Origin of the sequence: Streptantibioticus rubrisoli, from assembly GCF_024436055.1 — a bacterium.
Lineage (GTDB): Bacteria > Actinomycetota > Actinomycetes > Streptomycetales > Streptomycetaceae > Streptantibioticus_A > Streptantibioticus_A rubrisoli.
This window is the reverse complement of sequence record NZ_JANFNH010000007.1, coordinates 112110-137151: the sequence shown is the minus strand read 5'-3', so window position 1 is coordinate 137151 and position 25042 is coordinate 112110. Positions and strand designations below refer to the sequence as shown.

At 69.2% G+C, this 25042-nt stretch carries 21 protein-coding genes and 1 other RNA gene; 18 read left to right on the top strand and 4 right to left on the bottom strand.

Going from position 1 to position 25042, the window contains the following annotated elements; genetic code table 11:
- The first annotated feature begins 166 nt into the window (after positions 1–166).
- The 4 genes from NON19_RS10900 (at position 167) to NON19_RS10885 (ending at position 6742) form a co-directional block, all read left to right on the top strand.
- Entirely contained in the window at positions 167–1801 is a 1635-nt protein-coding gene (locus NON19_RS10900; protein ID WP_255926813.1) for a serine/threonine-protein kinase, read from the top strand.
- Positions 1802–2042: 241 nt separating this feature from the next.
- A complete protein-coding gene (locus NON19_RS10895; RefSeq protein WP_255926757.1) occupies positions 2043–4181 on the top strand; it encodes a protein kinase domain-containing protein in 2139 nt (712 codons plus the stop codon).
- Between the two features lie 69 nt (positions 4182–4250).
- The gene (gene prfB / locus NON19_RS10890) at positions 4251–5357 is read left to right on the top strand and encodes a peptide chain release factor 2 (RefSeq protein WP_255926755.1); all 1107 of its coding nucleotides are present in this window, start codon (positions 4251–4253) and stop codon (positions 5355–5357) included.
- Between the two features lie 287 nt (positions 5358–5644).
- Positions 5645–6742 carry a hypothetical protein gene (locus NON19_RS10885; RefSeq protein WP_255926753.1) on the top strand — a complete coding sequence of 366 codons (1098 nt, stop codon included), beginning with the start codon at positions 5645–5647 and terminating at the stop codon, positions 6740–6742.
- Between the two features lie 117 nt (positions 6743–6859).
- Here NON19_RS10885 and NON19_RS10880 read toward each other — a convergent pair whose 3' ends face one another.
- On the bottom strand, positions 6860–7048 hold the full coding sequence (locus NON19_RS10880) for a hypothetical protein (protein ID WP_255926751.1): 189 nt from the start codon (positions 7046–7048) through the stop codon (positions 6860–6862).
- Between the two features lie 314 nt (positions 7049–7362).
- Here NON19_RS10880 and ftsE point away from each other — a divergent pair, with 314 nt between their 5' ends.
- The 8 genes from ftsE (at position 7363) to NON19_RS10840 (ending at position 16607) form a co-directional block, all read left to right on the top strand.
- Positions 7363–8052, top strand: a complete 690-nt coding sequence (gene ftsE, locus NON19_RS10875; RefSeq protein WP_255926749.1) for a cell division ATP-binding protein FtsE — start codon at positions 7363–7365, stop codon at positions 8050–8052.
- Between the two features lie 36 nt (positions 8053–8088).
- A complete protein-coding gene (ftsX, locus tag NON19_RS10870; protein WP_255926747.1) occupies positions 8089–9006 on the top strand; it encodes a permease-like cell division protein FtsX in 918 nt (305 codons plus the stop codon).
- 103 nt (positions 9007–9109) lie between these two features.
- Positions 9110–10303 (top strand): S41 family peptidase, encoded by a 1194-nt coding sequence (locus NON19_RS10865; protein ID WP_255926745.1) that lies wholly within the window; start codon positions 9110–9112, stop codon positions 10301–10303.
- A gap of 18 nt (positions 10304–10321) precedes the next feature.
- The gene (smpB, locus tag NON19_RS10860) at positions 10322–10801 is read left to right on the top strand and encodes an SsrA-binding protein SmpB (RefSeq protein WP_255926743.1); all 480 of its coding nucleotides are present in this window, start codon (positions 10322–10324) and stop codon (positions 10799–10801) included.
- Between the two features lie 113 nt (positions 10802–10914).
- Positions 10915–11295: a transfer-messenger RNA gene (gene ssrA / locus NON19_RS10855) on the top strand.
- A gap of 435 nt (positions 11296–11730) precedes the next feature.
- Positions 11731–14055 carry a HelD family protein gene (locus NON19_RS10850; RefSeq protein ID WP_372514085.1) on the top strand — a complete coding sequence of 775 codons (2325 nt, stop codon included), beginning with the start codon at positions 11731–11733 and terminating at the stop codon, positions 14053–14055.
- A 529-nt stretch (positions 14056–14584) separates the two neighbouring features.
- Entirely contained in the window at positions 14585–16027 is a 1443-nt protein-coding gene (locus tag NON19_RS10845; RefSeq protein WP_255926741.1) for an NAD-dependent malic enzyme, read from the top strand.
- 298 nt (positions 16028–16325) lie between these two features.
- The gene (locus NON19_RS10840) at positions 16326–16607 is read left to right on the top strand and encodes an HU family DNA-binding protein (protein ID WP_255926739.1); all 282 of its coding nucleotides are present in this window, start codon (positions 16326–16328) and stop codon (positions 16605–16607) included.
- 282 nt (positions 16608–16889) lie between these two features.
- Here the strand turns inward: NON19_RS10840 and murA are convergent, their stop codons facing one another.
- Entirely contained in the window at positions 16890–18224 is a 1335-nt protein-coding gene (gene murA, locus NON19_RS10835; protein ID WP_255926737.1) for a UDP-N-acetylglucosamine 1-carboxyvinyltransferase, read from the bottom strand.
- A gap of 372 nt (positions 18225–18596) precedes the next feature.
- Here murA and NON19_RS10830 point away from each other — a divergent pair, with 372 nt between their 5' ends.
- From NON19_RS10830 to NON19_RS10815, 4 genes are all read left to right on the top strand, one after another.
- Positions 18597–19175, top strand: a complete 579-nt coding sequence (locus NON19_RS10830) for a YqgE/AlgH family protein (protein WP_255926735.1) — start codon at positions 18597–18599, stop codon at positions 19173–19175.
- A 36-nt stretch (positions 19176–19211) separates the two neighbouring features.
- Positions 19212–19493 carry a DUF3039 domain-containing protein gene (locus tag NON19_RS10825; RefSeq protein ID WP_255926733.1) on the top strand — a complete coding sequence of 94 codons (282 nt, stop codon included), beginning with the start codon at positions 19212–19214 and terminating at the stop codon, positions 19491–19493.
- A gap of 476 nt (positions 19494–19969) precedes the next feature.
- Positions 19970–21766, top strand: coding sequence for an alpha/beta hydrolase (locus tag NON19_RS10820; protein WP_255926731.1), 1797 nt, complete (start codon positions 19970–19972; stop codon positions 21764–21766).
- Between the two features lie 94 nt (positions 21767–21860).
- Complete coding sequence (locus NON19_RS10815; RefSeq protein WP_255926729.1) at positions 21861–22295, top strand: hypothetical protein; 435 nt, start codon at positions 21861–21863, stop codon at positions 22293–22295.
- A gap of 156 nt (positions 22296–22451) precedes the next feature.
- On the opposite strand, the gene NON19_RS10810 is transcribed toward NON19_RS10815, so the two are convergent.
- Positions 22452–22874 (bottom strand): hypothetical protein, encoded by a 423-nt coding sequence (locus NON19_RS10810; protein WP_255926727.1) that lies wholly within the window; start codon positions 22872–22874, stop codon positions 22452–22454.
- A gap of 135 nt (positions 22875–23009) precedes the next feature.
- Positions 23010–23471 carry an ATP-binding protein gene (locus NON19_RS10805; RefSeq protein WP_255926725.1) on the bottom strand — a complete coding sequence of 154 codons (462 nt, stop codon included), beginning with the start codon at positions 23469–23471 and terminating at the stop codon, positions 23010–23012.
- A 148-nt stretch (positions 23472–23619) separates the two neighbouring features.
- Here NON19_RS10805 and NON19_RS10800 point away from each other — a divergent pair, with 148 nt between their 5' ends.
- Together NON19_RS10800 and NON19_RS10795 are read left to right on the top strand one after the other, a co-directional pair.
- Positions 23620–24435, top strand: coding sequence for a helix-turn-helix domain-containing protein (locus NON19_RS10800; protein WP_255926723.1), 816 nt, complete (start codon positions 23620–23622; stop codon positions 24433–24435).
- On the top strand, positions 24432–24746 hold the full coding sequence (locus NON19_RS10795) for a DUF397 domain-containing protein (RefSeq protein ID WP_255926721.1): 315 nt from the start codon (positions 24432–24434) through the stop codon (positions 24744–24746). The genes NON19_RS10800 and NON19_RS10795 overlap by 4 nt, the downstream gene beginning before the upstream one ends.
- The last annotated feature ends 296 nt before the right edge of the window (positions 24747–25042 follow it).

The window sequence follows — 25042 nt, the reverse complement described above, 5'->3', positions numbered from 1 at the left end:
CGTCACGCCGTCCGTTCCACAGAGCACCAACCGGTCGGTACGACGGCGCGGCACTACAGTGGGCGAACGGGCCATCGACGCCACGGCGCTCGGTCTCCGCTCAGCGCGGGGCGCGGGCGGGCGGGCCCGGCAAGGGATGTCGACCACGATCTGGGAGCGCATGAACGTGCGGCCGGTAGGCAGCAAGTACCTGCTAGAGGAGCCGCTCGGGCGGGGGGCCACGGGCACCGTCTGGCGCGGCCGGGTGCGTGAGGCGGCCGATCCCGTGGAGGGCACGGCGTCGCAGGCCGGGGAGGCCGTGGCGATCAAGGTCCTCAAGGAGGAGTTGGCCAGCGATCCGGACGTGGTGATGCGCTTCCTGCGGGAGCGCTCTGTCCTGCTGCGGCTGACCCATCCCAACATCGTGCGCACCCGCGACCTGGTGGTCGAGGGCGAACTGCTGGCCCTGGTGATGGACCTGGTCAACGGTCCTGACCTGCACCGCTACGTCCAGGAGAACGGGCCGTTCAGCCCGATGGGCGCCGCGCTGCTGACCGCGGGCATCGCCGACGCGCTCGCCGCCAGCCACGCCGACGGGGTGGTGCACCGCGACCTGAAGCCCGCCAACGTCCTGCTGGCCAGCAGCGCGGACGGCTCGATGCAACCGATGCTCACCGACTTCGGCATCGCGCGGCTCGCCGACTCCCCGGGCGTCACCCGCACGCATGAATTCGTCGGTACGCCCGCGTATGTGGCGCCGGAGTCCGCCGAGGGCAAGCCGCAGACCTCGGCGGTGGACATCTACGGCGCGGGCATCTTGATGTACGAGCTGGTCACCGGGCGTCCGCCGTTCCGTGGCGAGAGCGCGCTCGAGGTGCTGCACCAGCACCTGAGCGAGGAGCCGCGCCGCCCCTCGACCGTGCCGGAGCCGCTGTGGACGGTGATCGAGCGCTGTCTGCGCAAGAACCCGGACGAGCGCCCCAGCGCCGAGAACCTGGCCCGTGCGCTGCGCGTCGTCGGCCAGGGCATCGGCGTGCACGCCACACCGGCGGCGGCCGAGGCCGCGCTGGGCGTGGCGGCGCTACTCGCCCCCGACCCGGCCCCGGCCCAGGTGCCCGGCACGGGCAGCGCCCAGCAACCGGCCGGTGCCGCCGACCCCACGCAGGTGCTGCCCACCGGCGCCGCCGCCTCCTACGGGCAGAACGGCCAGTACGGGCAGCAGTACGACCCCAACGGCGCGACCAGCGTGCTGCCGCACTCCGCGCCCACCGTCAGCGGCGACAAAACCAGAGTGATGCCGCCGCTGCCGGACGCGGGCTCCGCCTCCCAGGCGCAGCAGCCCCAGGGGCCGCACCCGTGGGAGTCCCAGCTCAACGCCGCCAGAAGCCGCAACGAGCAGACCGAGCTGCAGTACCTCGACCCCAGCCAGGACCCGCTGCGCCGCCGCCCGCGCCGCCAGCCCGCCGCGCCGCCGCAGCAGCCCCCTCGGCAGCCGCGCTACCAGGAGCCCCCGCCGCGCTACGAACCGCAGCCGCAGCGCTACGAGCCGCAGCGCCGCCCGGAGCGCGAACCGGCGCCGCGCCGCGAGCCGCGTCCGCGCACCCCGATGCGGATCCCGGGACTGGGCTGCCTCAAGGGCTGCCTGTTCATGGTCTTCATCCTGGTGGTGATCGCCGTACTGGTGTGGAACTTCACGCCGGTTCCGGAGTGGATCGCCAAGGGGCAGAGCTGGTACGAGGCCACGTCCAGCTGGATCAGCTCCGCCTGGCACTGGGTCTCCAACGTCGGCCACAAAGCGAACCGGTTGACCGGCAACGGCTGACTCCGCGACGGACGGTCAGCGAAAAAGGCCCTCTGGAGTGATCCAGGGGGCCTTTCCGGTGCCGAGCATGGAGATTTGTCGACTTCCTGAGGGTGATTTCCCCCGCAGAAGCCGCACTCGCCACCATCCGGTGCCCCCAACACGCCGTCATCCGCGTAGCTTTGTCGGCAACACGTGTCGCCCGCGCCGCCCAACCGGCCGCCGGACGGCGACAGGTGACGTCAGATGAGTCGGAGCAGCCTTGGCACGGAAGATCGGCAGCCGGTACACCGCCCAGCAGGTGCTCGGGCGGGGTTCCGCCGGAACGGTATGGCTGGGTGAGGGGCCCGAAGGTCCGGTCGCCATCAAGCTGTTGCGCGAGGACCTCGCCTCCGACCAGGACCTGGTCGGCCGGTTCGTCCAGGAGCGCACCGCACTGCTCTCGCTCGACCACCCGCGCATCGTCGGCATCCGCGACCTGGTGGTGGACGGCACGGACCTGGCACTGGTGATGGACCTGGTGCGCGGCTCCGACCTGCGCTCCCGGCTGGAGCGCGAGCGCCGCCTGGCGCCCGAGGCCGCGGTCGCCATCGCCGCGGACGTCGCCGACGCGCTGGCCGCCGCGCACGCCGCGGGCGTCGTCCACCGCGACGTCAAGCCGGAGAACGTGCTGCTGGACGCCGCCGCGCCGACCGGCCCCGGCGGCGCCCCGCCCGCGCTGCTCACCGACTTCGGCATCGCCCGCCTGGTGGACTCCCCGCGCCGCACCCGAGCCACCCGCATCATCGGCACCCCCGACTACCTCGCACCGGAGATCATCGAGGGCCTGCCGCCGCGCGCCAGCGTCGACATCTACGCGCTGGCCACCGTGCTCTACGAACTCCTGGCCGGGTTCACCCCCTTCGGCGGCGGCCACCCCGGCGCCGTACTGCGCCGCCATGTCACCGAGACCGTCAGCCCCATCCCGGGCGCGCCCGAGGGGTTGTGGCAGGTGCTGGCGCAGTGCCTGGCCAAGGCGCCCGCCTCCCGGCTGACCGCGGGCGAGCTGGGCGAGCGGCTGCGCGCCCTGCTGCCCGAACTGACCGGGCTGCCGCCGCTGGAGGTGGCGGCACCGCCCGGAGCGGCGGACGGCGACGAGGCGGCCCGAACCGAGGAGCCCGCCCCGCCGACCGCCGCGCCGCGCACCAGGCGGGGTGCCGTTCCGCTGGTCAGGGGCGCGGTACCGGACTCCAGCCGGGACACCCACACCAGCATCAAGCTGCCCTCCGCCGACGAGTTGGCCGCCTACCGCGACTCCGGCGGCCACCGCGGCCCGCACCGGCACCGGGCGGTGCCCGACGCGGTGCGCAGGCGACGGCTGAAGCTGGCCGCCGCCGCGACCGCGGCCGTGGTCGCCGCGGGCATCGGCGGCTGGGCGGTCGCCTCCGGCGGCGGCGACAAGTCCACCTCCCGCGAGGACCACCACCCCGGCGACACCCCGCACAGCGGGACCCCCACCGCCCCCACCGCGGGCGCACCCTCCCCGCAGGGCCACACCGGCGCGCCCGCCGCGCTGCCGCACTGGTCCGGCTTCCAGGACGCGCCCCGGGCCGGGGTGCCGCTGGTCGGCGGGCCGCGCGCGATCGTGCTCTCAGGCATCACCTACGTCTTCGCCCGCGGCACCGACCAGAACGTCTGGTACCTCACGCGGGACCCGGCCACCGGCCAGTACGGCGCCTGGCAGCGGCTCAGCGGCATACACACCGCCGACGACCCGGCCGTCGTCTCCGCCCGCCCCGGCCAGCTCGACCTGTTCGCGCTCGGCACCGACCACCTGCTGTACCGCAGGACGCTGGCGGAGGGGGTGTGGAACCAGTGGTACATGGTCGACCAGCGCACCACCTTCGACGCCGCCCCGGCCGCCGCCTCCTGCGAGCCCGGCCGCATCGACCTGGTCGGCCGCACCGGTGGCGACCTGGTCACCGCCTCGCTGGTCGGTGACCGCTGGAACGCCTGGGCGGTGGTGCCCACCGCGGGCCGCATCACCGCCGCCCCCGGCCTGGTCTCCCGCGCCCCCGGCACGCTCGACGCCTTCGTCGTGCGCAGGTCCGACGGCGCCGTGCTGCGCCTGCCGTACGCCCATGGCGCCTGGCGGCCGCTGCAGGTCGTCGGCGCCCTGGACGCCACCGGCCGCCCCGAGCCCGTCTACGCCCAGGGCCGCGAGTACCTGCTGGCCCCCTCCGGCGGCGGTCTGGCGCAGGCCGTCAGCCCGCAGGAGGGCGCCGACTGGACGGTGGCCGACATCTCCCAGGAACCCGGGGCGGGCGGCTCCGGCGCGGCCGTCACACCCAGCGGTCACGGCCTGGAGGCTTGGGTGCGCACCAACGACGGCACCCTGTCCCGCGCGGTCGGCGCGCCGTAGCGGCAGGCCCCGAGCCCGTCGTACGGGAACCCCAGAATCGACCCTTCGGCAAGCCGGTACGCTGGTGGCGTGGCAATCGTCGACGTATCCGAAGAGTTGAAGTCCCTCTCCTCCACCATGGAGTCCATCGAGGCCGTTTTGGACCTCGACAGGATGAGGGCTGACATCGCCGTGCTTGAGGAGCAGGCCGCGGCGCCGTCGCTCTGGGACGACCCCGACAACGCGCAGAAGATCACCAGCCGGCTGTCCTACCTGCAGGGCGAGCTGCGCAAGACCGAGGCGCTGCGCGCGCGGATCGACGATCTCGCCGTGCTCTTCGAACTCGCCGAGGCGGAGGACGACGCGGAGACCCGGGCCGAGGCCGAGGCCGAGCTGGCCTCCGTGCGCAAGGCGGTGGACGAGATGGAGGTCCGCACGCTGCTGTCCGGCGAGTACGACGCCCGCGAGGCGCTGGTGAACATCCGCGCCGAGGCGGGAGGGGTCGACGCCGCCGACTTCGCCGAGCAGCTCCAGCGGATGTACCTGCGCTGGGCCGAGCGGCACGGTTACAGCACCGAGGTGCTGGACACCTCGTACGCCGAAGAGGCGGGCATCAAGTCGACCACGTTCGCGGTCAAGAGCCCGTACGCCTACGGCACGCTGTCCGTGGAGCAGGGCACGCACCGACTGGTGCGCATCTCGCCTTTCGATAACCAGGGCCGCCGCCAGACCTCCTTCGCGGGCGTCGAGGTGCTTCCGGTGGTCGAGCAGAGCGACCACGTCGAGATCGACGAGTCCGAGCTGCGCGTCGACGTCTACCGCTCCTCCGGCCCCGGCGGCCAGGGCGTCAACACCACCGACTCCGCGGTGCGCATCACCCACCTGCCCACCGGCATCGTGGTCTCCTGCCAGAACGAGCGCTCGCAGATCCAGAACCGCGCCTCGGCGATGAACGTCCTCCAGGCCAAGCTGCTGGAGCGGCGCCGCCAGGAGGAGCAGGCCAAGATGGACGCGCTCAAGGGCGACGGCGGCAACTCCTGGGGCAACCAGATGCGTTCGTACGTCCTGCACCCGTACCAGATGGTCAAGGACCTGCGCACCGAGTACGAGGTGGGCAACCCGCAGTCGGTGCTGGACGGTGAGATCGACGGCTTCCTTGAGGCCGGTATCCGCTGGCGCAAGCAGCAGGAGAAGTAGCCCAAGGCGCAAGGTAGTTGGCGCCGTTCATCACAGCCTCATACCTAACTGCCCGGCAAACCGCTGCCAATGGGTCATACCTGATCGGTATCGGCTTGACGCTGCTGTGAATTGTGGGAAAGCTGGCGACGGCATGCGTATGACGGGGTACCAGCGGACGGGGGCGGCGAGCAGTGGTACTGCGGTGCGTGTGCCCCGGGGAATCGCTGCCCCGGGCATAGCTGCTCCACATTCTTCTTCGCATTCTCCGCTTTCGGAGATAAGCAGCTACTGGGGGTAGTTGGCAGATGACCAATCGTAAGACTCGCGTGCGCCTGGCGCGCATAGCCGCTGGCTCGGTGTTCGCGGCCGGTGCGTCGCTGACCGCCGTGGGTACCGCTCAGGCGGTGGGCATCGGCGGGGGCGACACCGTCACGACCCAGTCGGCGCACGACGGCACCATCGCCGGTGTGATCGGCGGCGGCAGCAGCCAGGGCTCGGTGGCCGGTCTGGTCCAGGGGAACGAGAACCAGGGCGCGTCGTCCGGTACCAACTCGGGCAGCGACTCCGGCTCGTCTCAGGGTGACAACTCCGGCTCGTCTCAGGGTGACAACTCCGGTTCGTCTCAGGGTGACAACTCCGGTTCGTCGCAGGGCACCACCTCGGGTTCGTCGCAGGGCGTCATCGCGGGCGTGATCCAGGGCACCACCTCGGGCACCTCGCAGGGCACCTCCTCGGGTACCTCGCAGGGCACCTCCTCGGGTACGTCGCAGGGCACCAACTCCGGTACGTCCGAGGGCACCACTGCGAGCACCTCCGAGGGCACGACCACCGTTACCGGCGGTGACTCGTCCGGCACGTCCCAGGGCACCTCCTCGGGTACGTCGCAGGGCACCAGCTCGGGCACGTCCCAGGGGACCAGCTCCGGCACGTCCCAGGGCACCTCCTCGGGTACCTCGCAGGGCACCTCCTCGGGTACGTCGCAGGGGACCAGCTCGGGCACGTCGCAGGGCACCTCGTCCGGCACGTCCCAGGGCACCAGCTCGGGTACCTCGCAGGGCACCTCGTCGGGTACGTCCCAGGGCACCTCCTCGGGCACGTCCGAGGGGACCAGCTCCGGTACCTCGCAGGGCACCACCGGCCAGACCGGCACCACCGGCTCCGGTGACAACGGTGGCACCTGCACGCTGTCCCAGGACAGCGTGAACTGCGGTGGCGGCAACAACAACACCGGCACCGACAACAACAACACCCAGCAGGTCTCGCAGGGCAAGCCGAAGCAGCAGCTCGCCGAGACCGGTTCGTCCGACACGGCGTTCCTGCTGGTCGGCGCCGCCACGATGATCGCCGGTGGCATCGCCTTCCGGCTGATGCCGCGCCTGGTCAACCGCCGCACCGCGGCCTGACGCCACCCGGGCGACGCGCAGGCGTAACCGCGCACACGTGAGGGGCCTGGGGCTACGGAATCCGTAGCCCCAGGCCCCTCATGCGTCTGGTGCGCAGAGCGTCGGGCGTACCGCCCGTTACGCGGCCTGGCGTATCACCAGCGCCACCGCGATCAGCGCGATGAGCAGCGCCATCAGCGTGGCCGGGGTCAGCGCGCCGAACGGGCTCTCCTGGTGCAGGCGCTCCCGGTTGGCCCGGCACACGGCGCACCGCCCCTCGGAGACCGGTCCGGCGCAGTTGGCGCACACCAGTCGGTCGCATGTCATGCGATGTCCTCCTCACCCTTTTCAACGCCATCGGGCGTCGACGGGTTCCCGGGCGGTCGTCCCGGTTGTTCTCCGGCGCCTCGTGCACGGCTATCCCCTCCACTGTGCCAGCTCCCGCACGATTCGGCGCGCCCCGTACCGCCGTGCACACCAGTGGGTGCGTCCGATGCGCGCTTTGTCCGTGTATCGCTGGTGAGGAAGCCCCCAAACCACCGACGGCGCCTGCACGGTCGCGCGCGCTTCGCGTATGGTCGGCGCACCGGGAGAGCCGCGCTACCGGCTGTCCGTCCCCCTAGGCCGACCCTGGTGCAGCTGTGATCCGATTCGACAATGTCAGCAAGACCTACCCGAAGCAGAACCGCCCCGCGCTCCGCGATGTGTCGTTGGAGATCGAGAAGGGCGAGTTCGTCTTCCTGGTGGGCTCCTCCGGCTCCGGGAAGTCCACCTTCCTGCGGCTGATGCTCCGCGAGGAGCGCACCGACACCGGCGCCGTTCACGTGCTCGGCAAGGACCTGAACAGGCTGTCCAACTGGAAGCTGCCGCATCTGCGGCGCCAAGTGGGCACGATCTTCCAGGACTTCAGGTTGCTGCCCAACAAGACGGTGGCGCAGAACGTGGCGTTCGCGCTGGAGGTCATCGGCAAGCCGCGCGGCACCATCCGCAAGACCGTCCCCGAGGTGCTCGACCTGGTCGGCCTAGCGGGCAAGGACGGCCGGATGCCCGGCGAGCTGTCCGGTGGTGAGCAGCAACGGGTGGCGATCGCCCGGGCGTTCGTCAACCGGCCGCTGCTGCTGATCGCCGACGAGCCGACCGGCAACCTCGACCCGCAGACCTCGGTGGGCATCATGAAGCTGCTGGACCGGATCAACCGGACCGGCACCACGGTGGTGATGGCCACCCACGACCAGCAGATCGTCGACCAGATGCGCAAGCGCGTCATCGAGTTGGAGAAGGGGCGACTGGTCCGCGACCAGTCGCGCGGTGTCTACGGCTACCAGCACTAGCCCCGTTCCGCAGCCGCAGCCACCAGAAAGGTCACCATGCGCGCCCAGTTCGTCCTGTCGGAGATCGGCGTCGGTCTCCGGCGCAACCTCACCATGACTTTCGCGGTGATCGTCTCCGTCGCCCTCTCCCTCGCCCTGGCGGGTGGCTCCTGGCTCGCCCGTGAACAGGTGAGCCACATGAAGGGCTACTGGTACGACAAGGTCCAGGTGTCGATCTTCCTGTGCAACAAGACCGACGGCACGGACACCGCCAACTGCTCCAAGGGTGCGGTCACTCCTGAGCAGATGGCCCAGATCAAGTCCGACCTGAGCAAGTTGCCGGTGGTCGAGAAGATCTACACGGAGTCGCCGCAGGAGGCGTACCAGCACTACAAGCAGCAGTTCGCCGGGCAGGCGGGCATCGACCTGCTGACGCCGGACCAGATGCAGTGGTCGTTCCGGGTCAAGCTCAAGGACCCGCAGCAGTACAACGTGATCTCCAGCGCCTTCGACGGCCGCCCCGGCGTGCAATCGGTGCAGGACCAAAGGAAGTTGCTGGACAACCTGTTCGGTCTGCTCAACGGCATGACGTATGTCGCCCTGGCGGTACTGGCGTTCATGCTCACCGTCGCCATGCTGCTGATCGTCAACACGGTACGGGTCTCGGCGTTCAGCCGCCGCCGGGAGACCGGCATCATGCGGCTGGTCGGCGCGTCCAGCTTCTACATCCAGATGCCGTTCATCATGGAGGCGGCGCTGGCCGGGCTGATCGGTGGCGGGCTCGCCTGCGGAATGCTGCTGGCCGGGCGGTACTTCCTGATCGACGGCGGGCTCAAGCTCCAGTCCAAGATCCAGCTGATCCAGTTCCTCGGCTGGGGCGATGTCATCAAGGTGCTGCCGTTGGTGCTGGTGGTCGGCGTACTGATGCCATCCCTTGCGGCTTTCTTCACGCTCCGCAAGTACCTGAAGGTGTGACAGACATGTATGGGCCGCCCACCAGCCGGGCTTCCGTACGCCCTTCCGTACGCCCCGGCGTTCTCCATGCCGGGGCGTACAGCCCTGCCCTACACTCCCGACCATGTCCGGCCCCACGATGTTCGTGAGGCCCCAGCGGATCCGCCGCGGGGCGACCCTGACGCTTGTCTTCGGTGCGGTGCTGGCGACCGGCGCGGCCACCGGGGCCTTCAGCCAGGCCGAGCCGCACCCGATACCGCGGCACTCCGCACCGGCCAGCACGGCCACCGCCCAACTGGGCACCACCGACATCGCGCGGGCCATCGACGACGGCAAGGTCGGCCCACGGGCCGCCGCCGAACTCGTCAGCCGCAGCGGCGACCGCTGGTCGTCGTACTACACCGCGCAGGAGTACGAGGGCTTCCAGCAGGAGCTGGACGGCCGCTACGTGGGCGTCGGCCTGTGGGTGCGGCGCGACCCCGACGGCCGCATAGCGGTCTCCCGCGTCCAGCCCGCCAGCCCCGCCGAACGCGCCGGACTGCGCGTCGGCGACCGGCTGCGCAGCATCGACAGCCGGGCGGTGACCGGCAGCGCGGTGACCGAGGTGGTGGCCCGGCTGCGTGGCGTCGACCCCGGCGACCCGCACGACGCGCCCGCCCCGCGCCCCGGCAGCACGGTCCGGCTCGGCCTGGAGCGGGGCCAGGACGACTGGACGGTCACGCTGCGCCGCGTCGAGCTGACCACCGACCCGGTGACCGTGACCCACCCCTGGCCCAGCGTCACCGGGATCGGCATCGACTCCTTCACGCACGGCGTCGCCGACCAGGTGCGCGCCGCCCTCGCGCACGCCGACCACCGCCGGGGCGTACTGCTGGACCTGCGCGGCAACTCCGGCGGCCTGGTCACCGAGGCGGTCGACGTCGCCTCCCAGTTCCTGGACGGCGGCCTGGTGGCCACCTACGACGTGCACGGCGAGCAGCACCCGCTGTACGCCAGCGGCACCGGCGACACCACGACCCCGCTGGTCGTGCTGGTCGACGGCGGCACGATGAGCGCCGCCGAACTGCTCACCGGCGCGCTACAGGACCGGGGGCGGGCGGTGGTGGTGGGCTGCCGTACGTTCGGCAAGGGCTCGGTGCAGATGCCCAGCACGCTGCCGGACGGCTCGGTGGCCGAACTGACCGTCGGCCACTACCGCACCCCGACCGGGCGCGCGGTCGACGGGCAGGGCATCACGCCCGATTTGACCGTCTCCGGTCGGCAGAGCGCCCAGGCCGAGGCGAGGACGGTATTCAGTGGCCTTGGGACCACCTCGTAGTGGGAGAATGACCTGGCTATGGCTAAAGAGACGGGTCGCAAGCTGATCGCGCAGAACAAGAAGGCGCGGCACGACTACCACATTCTGGACACCTACGAGGCGGGTCTGGTGCTGACCGGCACCGAGGTCAAGTCGCTGCGCCAGGGGCGGGCCTCACTGGTGGACGGCTTCGCGCAGCTCGACGGCGGCGAGGCGTGGCTGCACAACGTGCACATTCCCGAGTACAGCCAGGGAACGTGGACCAACCACTCCGCGCGCCGCAAGCGCAAGCTGCTGCTGCACCGGGCGGAGATCGACAAGCTGATCGGCAAGACCCAGGAGACCGGCCACACGCTGGTCCCGCTGCAGCTGTACTTCAAGGACGGCCGGGCCAAGGTCGAGATCGCGCTCGCCAAGGGCAAGAAGGACTACGACAAGCGGCAGACGCTGCGCGAGAAGCAGGACCGGCGTGAGGCGGAGCGCGCGATCTCGGCGGCCCGCCGCCGCCAGCGGCACTGAGCGCTCCGCTGGGGATGCGGCGATGTTCCGCCGCAGACCGCTCCGGCGGAATACGCTGGCACGGGCGTGTGTTGATCCAGTATGCTGTCGCCAGCTCATTGAGAAGTGAACATGGGGATGATCGGTTTCGACTGCGGTTGTTGAGGCAGGGGAAGCGAGCCGAGGAACGCGGTAATGATCTCGTAAACCATGTACCGCAAAAAAATAATCGCCAACACCAAGCGCGATTCCTTCGCCCTCGCTGCCTGATCTAACAGACAGCGACTTTGCGAAGTGTCAGCCCGGGGCTGTTCCCGACCCGGATCCTGGCATCAGCTAGGGGACTCAACCACTAGGCCCGGCCACGGGGGCTAGTGGGAAACCAAACAGTGGCTGAGCCCGTCGGCAGCTTGTCTGCGTGACTGCCGGGGCCGAGAAAAGCACAGCAGACTGCGCTCGGAGAAGCCCTGGTTCTGCACCGTAGGACGCGGGTTCGATTCCCGCCATCTCCACGAAGGCGATAGGCGACGCATGCCCACGGACAGCGTGGGCCGCGTCGCCTTCGTCGCTTTTTGCGCGGCTTCGCCGCGCGTCGCGGGGGCTTCGCCACCCGCACCCCCTTGGGCGGCCGGGCTCACGGCGGCCTTTGGCGGCCGCACCCCCTTTCGGCGGTCGGGCTTCCCCCCTGCATTTGGTGGCCGCGCCCCTGCCATGGCACCCCTTGGCCATCCGTGCCCCTGGCGGAGCACCGGTCCCTGCGCGTGCACCGCCCCCTTTGGTTTATCGCCCAGACCCGCTCACCCCGTGAGAAAACGCCCGTACTCATATACGGTGACAGGCTGCTCCTCTTAAGGAGTGGGCTCCCGCGGAGTGACACCACTCCCGCACGGAGTGTGAAGCAAGCAAGGCAAGAAGGGGGTCCGTGCGTGAGCGCGCAGGACGCGCGGGACGTGGCCGAGCACGTGGGCCACACCGCGCAGGAAGAGGCCGGGACCGCGGTCGTCGACCGCGAGCTGGCCGCTGAGCAGCGGCATCTCGACCGCGTCTACCGCCGCCTGGAGGAGAAGATCCACGAGGCGGAGTTCCTGGTGGACGACGCGGAGAAGCGCGGTCAGGTCGGTACGCCGGGCGCGCTGGCGGAGCGCGACGCGCAGGTCTTCCAGGCCGGTGTGCACCTCAACCGGCTCAACTCCGAGTTCGAGGACTTCCTCTTCGGGCGGATCGACCTGCTGCGCGGCAAGGACGGCAAGCGCGGCCCGGACGGCGCGTTCACCGCGACCGAGGTCGCCGAGGACGCGGTGCGCCCGGACAACACCGCCGACATCGCGGAGACCCTGCACATCGGCCGGATAGGGGTGCTGGACGCCGACTACGCACCGCTGGTCATCGACTGGCGGGCGCCCGCCGCCGCGCCGTTCTACCGTTCCACCCCCAAGGACCCCGGGCGGGTGGTGCGCCGCCGGGTGATCCGCAGCAAGGGCCGCCGGGTGCTGGGCGTCGAGGACGACCTGATGCGCCCGGAGCTGGCCACCCGGCTCGCGGGCGAGGAACTGGCCATCGTCGGCGACGGTGCGCTGATGGCCGCCCTGGGCCGGGCCCGCAGCCACACGATGCGCGACATCGTGGCGAGCATCCAGGCCGAGCAGGACATGGTGATCCGCGCACCCGCCCCGGGTGTCACCGAGGTCACTGGCGGCCCCGGTACCGGCAAGACCGCGGTGGCGCTGCACCGGGCCGCGTACCTGCTCTACCAGGACCGGCGCCGGTACTCCGGCGGGATCCTGGTGGTCAGCCCGACGCCTCTGCTGGTCTCGTACACCGAGGGCGTGCTGCCGTCGCTCGGCGAGGAGGGCCAGGTGGCGATCCGCGCGGTCGGTTCGCTGGTCGACGGCGCCGAGGCGACCACCTACGACAGCCCGGCGGTGGCCCGGATCAAGGGTTCGTCGCGGATGCTGCCGGTGCTGCGCAAGGCCGCCAGGGGCGCGCTGGACCTGGGTGGCGGGGTGCCCACGTCGCTGCGGGTGGTGGCGTTCGGCCGCAGGCTGGAGCTGGACGAGCGGGAGCTGGCCGGTATCCGCCGCAGCGTGCTCGCCGGTACCGCGCCGGTGAACCTGATGCGCCCGCGCGCCCGCAGGCTGCTGCTGGACGCGCTGTGGGCGAAGTCCGGGCGCGGTACGCACCTGGCCGACCCGGAGCTGATCGCCGAGGCCCGCGAGGGGTTCGACGAGGACGTGGCGACCGAGGACGACTTCCTGGCGTTCCTTGAGGCGTGGTGGCCGGTGCTCACCCCGCGCCGGGTGCTGGCGGCCATGGCCGACGAGAAGCGGCTGGGCCGGTGGGCGCGCCGGACGCTCAACCCGCGCGAGGTACGGCAGTTGGCCCGCTCGCTGTCCCGCCTGGACGAGCACGGCCTGGGCCCGCTGAGCGTGCACGACGTGGCGCTGCTGGACGAGCTGCGGGTGCTGCTGGGCGCCGCGCCGCGCCCGGTCAAGCCGCGTGAGGTGGACCCGCTGGACGAGCTGACCGGCCTGGACGAGGTGACCACCTACGCCGACCGCGCCTACGCCGCTCGCCGCACCCGTGCCGAGCGGATCGAGCAGGAGCGCACCGAGTACGCGCACGTCATCGTGGACGAGGCGCAGGACCTGACCCCGATGCAGTGGCGGATGGTGGCCCGGCGCGGCACCAGCGCCACCTGGACGGTGGTCGGCGATCCGGCGCAGAGTTCGTGGAGCGACCCGGAGGAGGCGGCGCGCGCCCGGGACGAGGCGCTGGGCGCCCGGGTCCGCCGCCGCTTCACTCTGACCGTCAACTACCGCAACCCGGCGGAGATCGCGGACCTGGCGGCGAAGGTGCTGCGGTTGGCGATGCCGGGCATGCAGCCGCCCTCCGCGGTGCGCTCGACGGGTGTGGTGCCCCGATTCACCGTCGCCGACGGGGAGTTGAGGCAGACCGTGCGGGCCGAGGCGGCACGGCTGCTGGCCGAGGTGGAGGGCACGGTCGGCGTCGTGGTGGCGATGGGCCGCAGGGCCGAGGCGCGGCGGTGGCTGGCCGGGCTCGGGGACCGCGTGGTGCCGCTGGGCAGCCTGGAGGCCAAGGGCTTGGAGTACGACGCCACGGTGGTGGTCTCGCCCGCCGAGATCGCCGACGAGTCGCCCGCCGGGCTGCGGGTGCTGTACGTGGCGCTGACCCGGGCCACCCAGCAGCTGACCGTGGTCGCGGGGGAGCGGGACCAGCCCGACGGGACCGGCGTGCCCGATCTGCTGCGGGACTGAACAGGCACTGAGCAGGCGGGCCTGAGCGGGCCCCTGAACAGGCACTGAGCGGGTCCCTGAACAGGCACTGAGCGGGCCCCTGAACAGGCACTGAGCGGGTCCCTGAACAGGCACCGAGCTGGCCCCCTGAAAAGGCACTGAGTACGCACGACGAAGGGCGCCCCTCCGAGGAGGGGCGCCCTTCGCGCTTACGTCTGCGACACCGACCCGCCATGCTCGCCTCGCGGCAAGAGGTCGCTCGTAGCGACAATGGTTGGGCCCGGGGGCTTGGATCGAGCCGGTGCCGTAACCAGACTAACAAACGTTGCGGGTTGGCCGTTCCTGGCGCGGAAATTGCCCGATCGGGGCGGCCCGGACGGCGTACATGACGGACCGTGACCGATTCTGATCATCCTGACATATCGCATCGCGGAATGACCGTTCCGTCGCGAGTGGGGCCGGTTACCGCCTACCAGTCAGTAGGTGCGACCATCGAGTGTCTCGTGCCCGACCCATGGACACGACACGGACAATGCGGAGGAAAGTCGGCATGGCAACGGCGCCGAGCGTCTCTTACTCGATCACGGTCCGCCTGGAGGTCCCGGCGAGCGGGACCGCGGTCAGTCAGCTCACCACCGCGGTGGAGTCGTCCGGCGGGTCCGTCACCGGCCTCGACGTCACCGCGTCCGGACACGAGAAACTCCGCATCGACGTGACCATCGCGGCCACCTCGACCGCGCACGCCGACCAGATAGTCGAGAAGCTGCGCGGCATCGAGGGCCTGGTCATCGGCAAGGTCTCCGACCGTACCTTCCTGATGCACCTCGGTGGCAAGATCGAGATGGCGTCCAAGCACCCCATCCGCAACCGTGACGACCTGTCCATGGTCTACACCCCGGGTGTCGCCCGGGTCTGCATGGCGATCGCCAACAACCCCGATGACGCACGGCGGTTGACCATCAAGCGCAACAGCGTCGCGGTCGTCACCGACGGCTCCGCGGTGCTGGGCCTGGGCAACATCGGCCCCAAGGCCGCGCTTCCGGTGATGGAGGGCAAGGCGGCCCTCTTCAAGCGCTTCGCGGGCATCGACGCCTGGCCGATCTGCCTGGACACCCAGGACACCGACGCCATCGTGGAGATCGTCAAGGCCATCGCTCCCGGCTTCGCGGGCATCAACCTGGAGGACATCTCCGCCCCCCGCTGCTTCGAGATCGAGGCGCGGCTGCGCGAGGCGCTGGACATCCCGGTCTTCCACGACGACCAGCACGGCACCGCGATCGTGGTGCTCGCCGCGCTGACCAACGCGCTGCGGGTGGTCGGCAAGAAGATCGAGGACATCCGGGTCGTCATGTCCGGCGCCGGCGCGGCCGGCACCGCGATCCTCAAGCTGCTGATCGCGGCGGGCGTACGGCACGCTGTCGTCGCCGACATCCACGGCGTGGTGCACAGCGGCCGTGACGACCTGGTGGACGCCGACCCCGAGTCGCCGCTCCGCTGGATCGCCGACAACACCAACCCCGACAACGTCACCGGCACCCTCAAGGAGGCGGTACGCGGCGCCGACGTGTTCATCGGCGTCTCCGCCCCCAACGTGCTGGACGGCACGGACGTGGCCGCCATGGCGGACGGCGCGATCGTCTTCGCGCTGGCCAACCCCGACCCCGAGGTCGACCCGGCGGTGGCCCGGGAGACCGCCGCGGTGGTCGCCACCGGCCGCAGTGACTTCCCCAACCAGATCAACAACGTGCTGGTCTTCCCGGGCGTCTTCCGCGGCCTGCTGGACGCGCAGTCGCGTACCGTGAACACCGAGATGATGCTGGCCGCCGCTCGGGCGCTGGCGGAGGTCGTCGGAGACGACCAGATCAACGCCAACTACATCATCCCGAGCGTCTTCAACGACAAGGTGGCCAGCGCGGTCGCCGAAGCGGTCCGTGAGGCCGCCAAGGCACAGGGTGTGGCCGCCCCGCACTCGATGCCGAACGACGTGCGGTAGCCCGCGCGTCGTTGCCGGTCGCGACTGCGCAGCCCATAAGGTTGCCGCAGCCGCGGCCGGAGAAATCCCTGCGCTGCGCTGTCAGGAGCGGACGGAGCGTCACCAAGCCACCGCAGTGGCGCTTTTCGTGTGACTCTCGCGGGCGCCGGATTGGCTTTCCCGCCGCAGGTACGGGCAGGATGCGTACCCGGGCGAGAGGTTCTTGCGGCAGCCCCGGACCATTGGGTGTCCGAGTGGCTTGGCAGCATCGGCTTCAAACTCACGCCTTAATGGCAAGAAAAACACGGGAGTACGAATTATGAACCGCAGTGAGCTGGTGGCCGCAGTGGCTGACCGCGCCGAGGTGACCCGCAAGGATGCCGACGCAGTGCTGGCCGCTTTCGCCGAGACCGTCGGCGAGGTCGTCGCCAAGGGCGACGAGAAGGTCACCATCCCTGGCTTCCTGACCTTCGAGCGCACCCACCGTGCCGCTCGCACCGCGCGCAACCCGCAGACCGGCGACCCCATCGAGATCCCGGCCGGGTACACCGTGAAGGTCGCCGCGGGCTCCAAGCTCAAGGAAGCCGCGAAGGGCAAGTAATCACTCGCCCTCTACCTTGACGGGCCCAGCCCGTCCCCCAGGGCGGCCACCCACGGGTGGCCGCCCTTACGCATGCCCAGGGCGCTGTTCTTCTGGGGGCAAGCCCCTAAGCCGCCCACGGCCGCCACAGGGCGGCTCCCCGCCCGCCACAGGCGGCAACGGCGCGGGTGGGTAGGAAGAGCCCGCCGGGCGAAACCGGCGGGCGGGTGGGGAAAAGCCCGCCGCAGGCGGCACGGTGGCTCGCCTGCGACGTGGCGGGGGGTGTGCCCCCGACGGGGGCGCTCAGACGGTGACGGCCGTCGGCAGCTCCACGTCCGCACCCAACGCACGGAGCTTGTCCATGAAGTTCTCGTAGCCGCGGTTGATCAGGTCGATGCCGTGCACCCGCGACGTGCCCTCCGCGGCGAGCGCGGCGATCAGGTAGGAGAAGCCGCCCCGCAGATCGGGAATGACCAGATCCGCCCCCTGCAGCTTCGTCGGCCCGGACACCACCGCCGAGTGCAGGAAGTTCCGCTGGCCGAACCGGCACGGCGTACCGCCCAGGCACTCCCGGTACAGCTGGATGTGCGCCCCCATCTGGTTCAGCGCCGAGGTGAAACCGAGGCGCGACTCGTACACCGTCTCGTGCACGATCGACAGCCCCGACGCCTGCGTCAACGCCACCACCAGCGGCTGCTGCCAGTCGGTCTGGAAACCGGGGTGCACGTCCGTCTCCAGCGCGATGGCGTTCAGCGCGCCGCCCGGGTGCCAGAACCGGATGCCCTCGTCGTCGATCTCGAACGCGCCGCCGACCTTGCGGTACGTGTTGAGGAACGTCATCATCTCGCGCTGGCTGGCGCCGCGTACGTACACGTTGCCCTTGGTCGCCAGCGCCGCGCTGGCCCAGGACGCCGACTCCAGGCGGTCCGGCAGCGCCCGGTGGTTGTAGCCGCCGAGCGTGTCCACACCGGTGATCCGGATCGTCCGGTCGGTGTCCATGGAGATGATCGCGCCCATCTTCTGCAGCACGCAGATCAGGTCCTCGATCTCCGGCTCCACGGCCGCGTTCGCCAGCTCGGTGACGCCCTCCGCGAGCACCGCCGTCAGCAGCACCTGCTCGGTCGCGCCGACCGACGGGTACGGCAGCCGGATCTTGGTGCCGCGCAGCCGGTGCGGCGCCTCCAGGTACAGGCCCTCGGGCCGCTTGTCGATGGTCGCGCCGAACTGCCGCAGCACCTCGAAGTGGAAGTCGATCGGCCGCCCGCCGATGTCGCAGCCGCCCAGGCCCGGGATGAAGGCGTGGCCCAGCCGGTGCAGCAGCGGGCCGCAGAACAGGATCGGGATGCGCGAGGAGCCCGCGTGCGCGTCGATGTCCGCGACGTTCGCGCTCTCCACATGCGACGGGTCGAGCACCAGCTCACCGGCCTCCTCGCCGGGGCCGACGGTCACGCCGTGCAGCTGGAGCAGTCCGCGTACCACCCGCACGTCCCGAATGTCCGGAACGTTGCGCAGACGGCTCGGCCCACTGCCGAGCAGGGCGGCCACCATGGCCTTGGGTACGAGGTTCTTCGCACCGCGCACACGGATCTCGCCCTCAAGCGGGGTGCCGCCGTGGACAAGCAGGATGTCGTCGGTCATGGGGCTCGCGTTCCTGGAGATGTGGCAGAACGGGGGAGAGGCGATACGCCTGACGTCCACACGGGGTCCCGTGCGCACGTCGGTCCGCGCCCTACACGCAGCAACTCCCGACCGGTAGTCGGGGCGCGGCACCGGAAGAAATGGTAATGCGCTCAGCGACCGCCCCCGTCAAGCCCTTGCACGGCTCGGCCCCCTTGTCACGGAGGTGCAGCACATCGCTCACCACCTTGTCACGAACCGCCGGGGGCACGAACCGGAACCGGCCAAGCGGACACACCGCGGTAGCCGGTGGCGGGGGCGCGGAGGTCTCCGCCCCCCAATGATCCCGATGAGAACTGCCCACACCGGGCCGGGATGCGGGATCATGTGGGCATGACGGAGGTGTCCTCGCTCACCGGTCGGCTGCTAGTGGCGACCCCGGCCCTGGCGGACCCGAACTTCGACCGGGCGGTGGTTCTCCTCCTCGACCATGACGAGGAGGGGACGCTCGGCGTCGTCCTCAACCGGCCGACCCCGGTGGGGGTCGGTGATGTGCTGGAGGCGTGGGCGCAACTGGCGGGCGCCCCGCAGGTGGTCTTCCAGGGCGGTCCGGTCTCGCTGGACTCCGCGCTCGGCCTGGCGGTGGTGCCCGGTGAGGCGCGCGAGGGCGATGCGGGCGAGCCGCTGGGGTGGCGGCGGGTGCACGGTGCGATCGGCCTGGTCGACCTGGAGGCGCCGCCGGAACTGCTCGCCGCCGAGCTGGGCTCGCTGCGGATCTTCGCCGGGTACTCCGGCTGGGGCCCGGGCCAGCTGGAGGACGAGCTGGTGGAGGGGGCGTGGTACGTGGTCGAGTCCGAGCCGGGGGACGTCTCCTCGCCCGACCCCGAGCGGCTGTGGCGTTCCGTGCTGCGGCGTCAACGCAACGAGTTGGCGATGGTGGCCACCTACCCGGATGATCCGTCCCTCAATTAGGCCGGTCGGCCGGTCGGTCAATTAGGCTAGTTCGACATGAGCACTCTTGAGCCCGAGCGCGGGGCGGGTACCGGAACCCTGGTCGAGCCGACACCACAGGTGTCCCACGGCGACGGCGACCACGAGCGCTTCGCCCACTACGTACAGAAGGACAAGATCATGGAGAGCGCGCTCTCCGGATCGCCGGTGGTCGCGCTCTGCGGCAAGGTCTGGGTCCCGGGCCGCGACCCCAAGAAGTACCCGGTCTGCCCGATGTGCAAGGAGATCTTCGAGTCCATGGAGATCGGCGGCGGAGACAACGACAAGGGCGGCAAGTAGTAGCCCCGACGCCTCCCCGCGACCCCTCCACATGGCCGCCGCCCCGCGATGCCGGGGTGGCGACCATGTTGCGCCATAGCGCGCTGGCGGAGATTCTCGGGACCTCCCAGCGGCCCGGAAGGGGATCGTCTTTCCGACCGGCTCCGCGTCCGTCGAGCCGACTGGGAACGCCGCCTTGAGGCCCTCGCCGGTTTGTCGCATCGCCTGCCAGGGGCTGCGACATCGAGGCCGCCACGTACGCCGACGCATACGTCGTCGCCGTAACGTTTCGAAATCTCCTCTGACACCAGCGATTTGACGCTGTGCTGAAGTGGTTGGCGAAGCTGCCGTCTGAGCAACTCCACGGAGGCCACGGCCTTGAGCGCTTCCGATAGCCTGCTAGACCACTGTTGACGGACGTGATTCGGGGGGACGCATGACCGGCGCTGCTGCGGCGCGAGACGACCAGTCCGTGAAGCTGGGCAGGTGAAGCGGCCATGGTGACAAGGCAGCAGCTGGCTGATCTCGACTTGACCAAGGTGTCGGCGGCTGCCGATGGCTGGGGCGATCTGATGGCCAGGATGGACGCGGCCCGGTCGAAGTCGACCAACGGCATCGCGAAGCCCCTGGACATGGACCAGAAGGGCGAAGCCGCCAATGCGATGCACGACCGGCTGAGCCAGCTCAGTCAGAACTACCAGTACGTGTACCAGGAGAGCGGCTATCTGCGGACCGTTCTAGCCGCCCTGGTCGACGAACTGAGGCCAGTTCAAAAACAGTTACACGACGCCATAGAGGAGGCGCAGCGCGACGGGTTCACGGTCGAGGCCGACGGCAGCGTCAGCTACCCGGCAGGGCCTGCGCCCGTTCCATTGCTCCCGCAGCCCGCTGGTAGCGCCAAACCGGGCGAGCCGGTGACGCCGGTCCAGGTTCCCTACGCGCGCGGGCAGAGCCCGTTGGAGCTGCAGAATTCCCAGCACGACACGGCCGAGGCCATCGCGAACCGGATAGCGAAGGCCGTCAGCCAGGCCACCGAAATAGACGAGCGCTACGCCAAAATGCTCGCCAAGGTCAAGTCCCAACAGGACTGGCGCATCACGGACAAGACCTGGGCGGCCGTGGCCGCCGAGGGTAAGGACACCCAGGATCTCGTCGGTAACGATCTCCATCTGGATCGCCTACCGGACAACAGCGATCCGAAGAAGAACGCTGCCTGGTGGAAGCATCTCACCAAGGAGCAGCAGGAAGAGTACTTGGCCCTTTACCCCGACCGCATCGGTGCCATTGACGGTCTCCCCGCCACGGTGCGCGACGAGGCGAACCGGGTGGTCCTGCGGGAGTCACGGGCGAGCCTTGAAGCTCAGTTGGACGAACTGAAGCAGAAAGAACCCGCGAAGTACCCCGAAGGCAGACCAGAAGCACCGACCCCTGAGTACCAGGACTGGGAGAACAAGGTTCAGTCGCTCGAAGACAGGATCAAGGGGACTGATGTCGTGCAGAACGCCCTTGACAGTGTGGGCGGCAATGGTCTTCCGGAGAAGTACCTCCTGGGCTTCGATACCCGTGGCAATGGCCATGCCATCGTTGCGAACGGGAACCCGGATACGGCACAGAATACGGCGGTCTACGTGCCGGGGACGGGGGCGAAACTGTCGGGGCTCGGTAGTGATCTCAATCGGATGGACGCCCTGTGGCAAAGTGCTCACCGACTGGCATCTGATCAGCAGACATCGACGATCACATATCTAGGCTATGACGCCCCCCAGGACCTAGGGGCGGCAACGTTGCGAAAGTACGCCGATCAGGGTGCTCCGGCTCTCAGCAGTTTCATGGGCGGTCTTGCAGCAGCACACGACGGAGACACGGCAGCCCATACCACGATGATTGGCCACAGCTACGGGTCCACCCTTGTCGGTGTTGCGGCGAGTCACGGCCATATCGCGACGAACGACATTGTCGTAGCTGGAAGTCCCGGTGTGGAGGTAGGAAATGCGAAGGATCTCCACGTGGGCGCGAATCACGTTTGGTCCGAGGCTGCATCGGACGATCCCGTACCCGAGATGGGTAAGTATCTGAGTCAGCTGCCTGGGAACGCTTGGGCCGTGGATAGATTTCACGGCATTCCTTACAATGTCGGGTACAACCCCCAAGTCCCATCGGACGAAGCCTTTGGGGCCAACAGAATGCATGTCGACACCAGTGGTCACAGCGCCTATTGGGACTCGGATTCGGAGAGTCTCCTGAATCAGGCTCGTGTCGTCACCGGGAAGTACGGAGAGGTTACCCTTGACTAAGACTGGATCTCGGCGACTTAAGAACCTGGTAATCCTCCCTGTCCTTCTTGCGGCTTTCTCGATGATTGCAGGATGTATGAATAACGCTAGTAAAATGGCGGAGGGTACTGCCAGAGCAAGGGCGGCTCAACTGTCCAGCCAGATCCTCAAGCTCTCGAGGATGCATGGCAAGGTGACCGACTCCGGCCCCCTTCCTGTTAGTTACGGATCCCAGTCGAACAAGTACTATATGCGGCATGACTGGGCAATCTACGGCTTGCCTAATGACGTGCTGGAAACCGGGATGAAAAATCTCCATGAGGCGCTTCCACAGAATGGGTGGAAGATCACGTCGTACGGCCCTGCCCATTCAGAGGCGCGGCAGCTCACGATCAAAGCGGAGCACGCGCAGGACCACTACACCGTGCTCATTGAGTGGATTAAGGGGAAATCCCCTGGGGATGCCCCCACTGCCACCGATCAGCCGGAGATTGGGGTGCTACTGACTTCTCCGGCGTACGAGGAACCAGCTGGATCTGACCCGACGTAGCCCTGACACGGGCAGGAATGCCGTGGCTGCTCTTGGGGGCTTTCGCGCCACATCGATCTCGGGCTTGGCCGTGATGCCGCTTTCCGGCATATCAAGCACGACGGACTTGGGGCGGGCTCGTGGTCCGGCGCTACATCGCAGATGCCGCGCCCGCGCTCAGAGCCCCTTCCGCATCGCTGCGACCTTGGCTCGGATCGTGTCGTCGTTGTCGTGGTGGGCGTCGACGGCCAGTTTGAACAGGCCGCTGAGGTCCTGGCAGTCGCGGTGGATCATGTCCAGTCGGGACTGCCACGATTTGAGTACCTCGCCCAAGGTGGTGGCGAAGGTGAAGCCGTCTGTGGCCTTGGCCAGGCCGTCATGGGCTTGGGTGAGCTTGTCGTGGGCCTGACCGGTGCTTTGGGCTAGTTCATCTGATGCGGTGGACGCCTTCTTCAAGCCGTCGGGGGAGACCTTCAGGTCGTAACTGGCCAGCTTCACGTCGTCGGCGACCGAGGCTATGGGGGTGATGGCATCGGGCTGCGAGGTGCCGGAGTCGTGGGCCGAGTCCAAGGTCAGGGGCTGGCTGTCGCCCTTCGGCATGAGGCGGTCGATTATGTTCGAACTCCCCGAACTGCTCGGCATGTTTGGCCCCCCGGCGTCTGGTCCTGTCGATGCTTGCGCAGGCGTCATGAGCTTAACGTGATCACCGTTTTTTGATGGTGTCCATACGGATACCTACGTCTGGCGGAGCGGCACCTCCGCCCACACCGTTTTGCCCGGGCCGCCGGGGCGGGCGGTGACGCCCCAGCGGGCGGCCAGTCGTGAGACGAGCAGGAGGCCGCGCCCCGATTCGGCGTCCGGCTCCGGCTCGGCACATGACGGGCGCCGTTCCGTACGGGTGTCGCTGACCTCCACGCGAATCGTCGCCGGGGCAGAACTCTCGACAAGCCGCAGGCGGAAGTCCCTGCCGGGGACGTGACCGTGGCGCACCGCGTTGGCGGCGAGTTCGGCGGCGATGAGCGTGACCGTCTCGTTGGCGTACGACGCATACGGGTGCCCCCATTCGTCGAGCCGGTGCGACACCAGCCGCCGTGCCAGGCGCGCACCGCGCGGGGTGGAGGTGAAGTTCATCGCGAACTCGTGCTTGTGCGGCGGGGCTTGGGCGGTGCGCACGGAGGGTGGAGTTTCGGTCGTCATGACCACGAGCGTGGTCGGCCATGCGTAGCCTGACCAGCGAGACGCTGGGTACGGACGGTGGCTGTACGGGCACGTGGTGTGCGCTGTCGGTCTTGTGACCCGTACCAGGTGCGACGGATGATCGTTGGGGTGCGCCGGAGGTGGCGGGATGGCGGAACGGGACGACGCGGGCGCGGGGTTCCTCAAGTGCTTCGGCAAGCAGATGAAGTTGTTCCGCGAGTTGGCCGGGCTCACCCAGGCGGAACTGGCCAAGCGGCTCAACTACGGCGAGGACCAGGTCTCTTCGGTCGAACAGGGGCGACGGATCCCCAAGCCCGCGTTCATCGACATGGTGGACGAGGTGCTGAACGCCCACGGCGTCCTCAAGGCGATGAAGGACGAGGTCGCCCAGGTCCGGTACCCGGCGTTCTTCCGCGACGCGGCCCGGTTGGAGGCGGAGGCGGTTGAGTGTCATGCGTATGACTGCCAGGTGATCAACGGGCTGTTGCAGACCGAGGAGTACGCGCGGGCGGTCTTCACCATGCGACGCCCGCTACTGGCCGAGGAGACGATCGAGCAGCGCGTGACGGCGCGACTAGCGCGCCAGGAGATCTTCTCCCGCTGGCCAGCTCCTCTGATGAGTTTTGTCATCGAGGAGGTCCTGCTGCGACGGCCGATCGGCGGTGAATCCGTGCTACGGGGGCAGTTGGAACAACTGCTACTGATCGGTCAGAAGCGGAATGTGGAGATCCAGGTGATGCCCACTGACAGGGAGGATCACGCAGGGCTAGGTGGGCATTTGATCCTTATGGAAACCGCCGGGCATCAGAGAGTCGCCTACGTGGAGGTTGCCAACGTGAGTCGCCTGCTCACCGAGCGGAAGATGGTGCGGGAACTGGAAGCTCAGTATGGGATCATCCGAGCCCAGGCTCTTACGCCACAGGAGTCGATGACCTTCATCGAGAAGTTGCTGGGAGAGGCATGAGCACCGGCGCGATAGACCAGTTGACCTGGTTCAAGAGCAGCTACAGCAGCGGCGAAGGCGGCGCTTGCATCGAAGTGGCCCTGGACTGGCGGACGAGCAGCTACAGCGGGAGCGGCGGCGGCCAGTGCATCGAAGTCGCCATGGACTGGCGAAAGAGCAGCCACAGCAGCGAACACGGCGGCCAGTGCGTCGAGGTCGCGACCTGCCCCACCACCGTTCACGTCCGTGATTCCAAGGACAAGTCCGGCCCCGTCCTCTCCTTCACCCCCCAAGCGTGGTCGCGCTTCGTGGAGTTCGCCGCGCGGCTCTGAAGGGTGACCGCTACTCGGTCACCGTCTCCCGCAACATCGCCTGCGCGTACCGGGCCGCCTCGGACAGGGCGCGGCACGACTCGCAGTGCAGGACCGGTGGTTGTTCACCCGTGGCGCAGGTCACGGTAAGCCGTACTCCCGTGGCGAAGCAGCGGAAGCAGGTGTCGTTGCGGAGGCGGAAGAGGTCGATGTGGCGATCTTGCCGTATCGCGGCGGCGCCACGCCGCACACCTCACCCGCACGGGTGAAGCGCCGGTGAAACGCTGGACTTCGTGGCCGGGAGATGAGATGTCCTG

What these genes read in the sequence shown, in the direction of transcription:
- NON19_RS10820 (WP_255926731.1), top strand. Translation starts at nt 19,970, where the DNA reads ATGGTGACAAGGCAGCAGCTGGCTGATCTCGACTTGACCAAGGTGTCG.
- NON19_RS10840 (WP_255926739.1), top strand. Translation starts at nt 16,326, where the DNA reads ATGAACCGCAGTGAGCTGGTGGCCGCAGTGGCTGACCGCGCCGAGGTG.
- murA (WP_255926737.1), bottom strand. Translation starts at nt 18,224, where the DNA reads ATGACCGACGACATCCTGCTTGTCCACGGCGGCACCCCGCTTGAGGGC.
- NON19_RS10825 (WP_255926733.1), top strand. Translation starts at nt 19,212, where the DNA reads ATGAGCACTCTTGAGCCCGAGCGCGGGGCGGGTACCGGAACCCTGGTC.
- NON19_RS10800 (WP_255926723.1), top strand. Translation starts at nt 23,620, where the DNA reads ATGGCGGAACGGGACGACGCGGGCGCGGGGTTCCTCAAGTGCTTCGGC.
- NON19_RS10865 (WP_255926745.1), top strand. Translation starts at nt 9,110, where the DNA reads ATGTCCGGCCCCACGATGTTCGTGAGGCCCCAGCGGATCCGCCGCGGG.
- NON19_RS10830 (WP_255926735.1), top strand. Translation starts at nt 18,597, where the DNA reads ATGACGGAGGTGTCCTCGCTCACCGGTCGGCTGCTAGTGGCGACCCCG.
- NON19_RS10795 (WP_255926721.1), top strand. Translation starts at nt 24,432, where the DNA reads ATGAGCACCGGCGCGATAGACCAGTTGACCTGGTTCAAGAGCAGCTAC.
- NON19_RS10880 (WP_255926751.1), bottom strand. Translation starts at nt 7,048, where the DNA reads ATGACATGCGACCGACTGGTGTGCGCCAACTGCGCCGGACCGGTCTCC.
- ftsX (WP_255926747.1), top strand. Translation starts at nt 8,089, where the DNA reads ATGCGCGCCCAGTTCGTCCTGTCGGAGATCGGCGTCGGTCTCCGGCGC.
- NON19_RS10885 (WP_255926753.1), top strand. Translation starts at nt 5,645, where the DNA reads ATGACCAATCGTAAGACTCGCGTGCGCCTGGCGCGCATAGCCGCTGGC.
- NON19_RS10805 (WP_255926725.1), bottom strand. Translation starts at nt 23,471, where the DNA reads ATGACGACCGAAACTCCACCCTCCGTGCGCACCGCCCAAGCCCCGCCG.
- NON19_RS10810 (WP_255926727.1), bottom strand. Translation starts at nt 22,874, where the DNA reads ATGCCGAAGGGCGACAGCCAGCCCCTGACCTTGGACTCGGCCCACGAC.
- smpB (WP_255926743.1), top strand. Translation starts at nt 10,322, where the DNA reads ATGGCTAAAGAGACGGGTCGCAAGCTGATCGCGCAGAACAAGAAGGCG.
- NON19_RS10845 (WP_255926741.1), top strand. Translation starts at nt 14,585, where the DNA reads ATGGCAACGGCGCCGAGCGTCTCTTACTCGATCACGGTCCGCCTGGAG.
- NON19_RS10815 (WP_255926729.1), top strand. Translation starts at nt 21,861, where the DNA reads ATGGCGGAGGGTACTGCCAGAGCAAGGGCGGCTCAACTGTCCAGCCAG.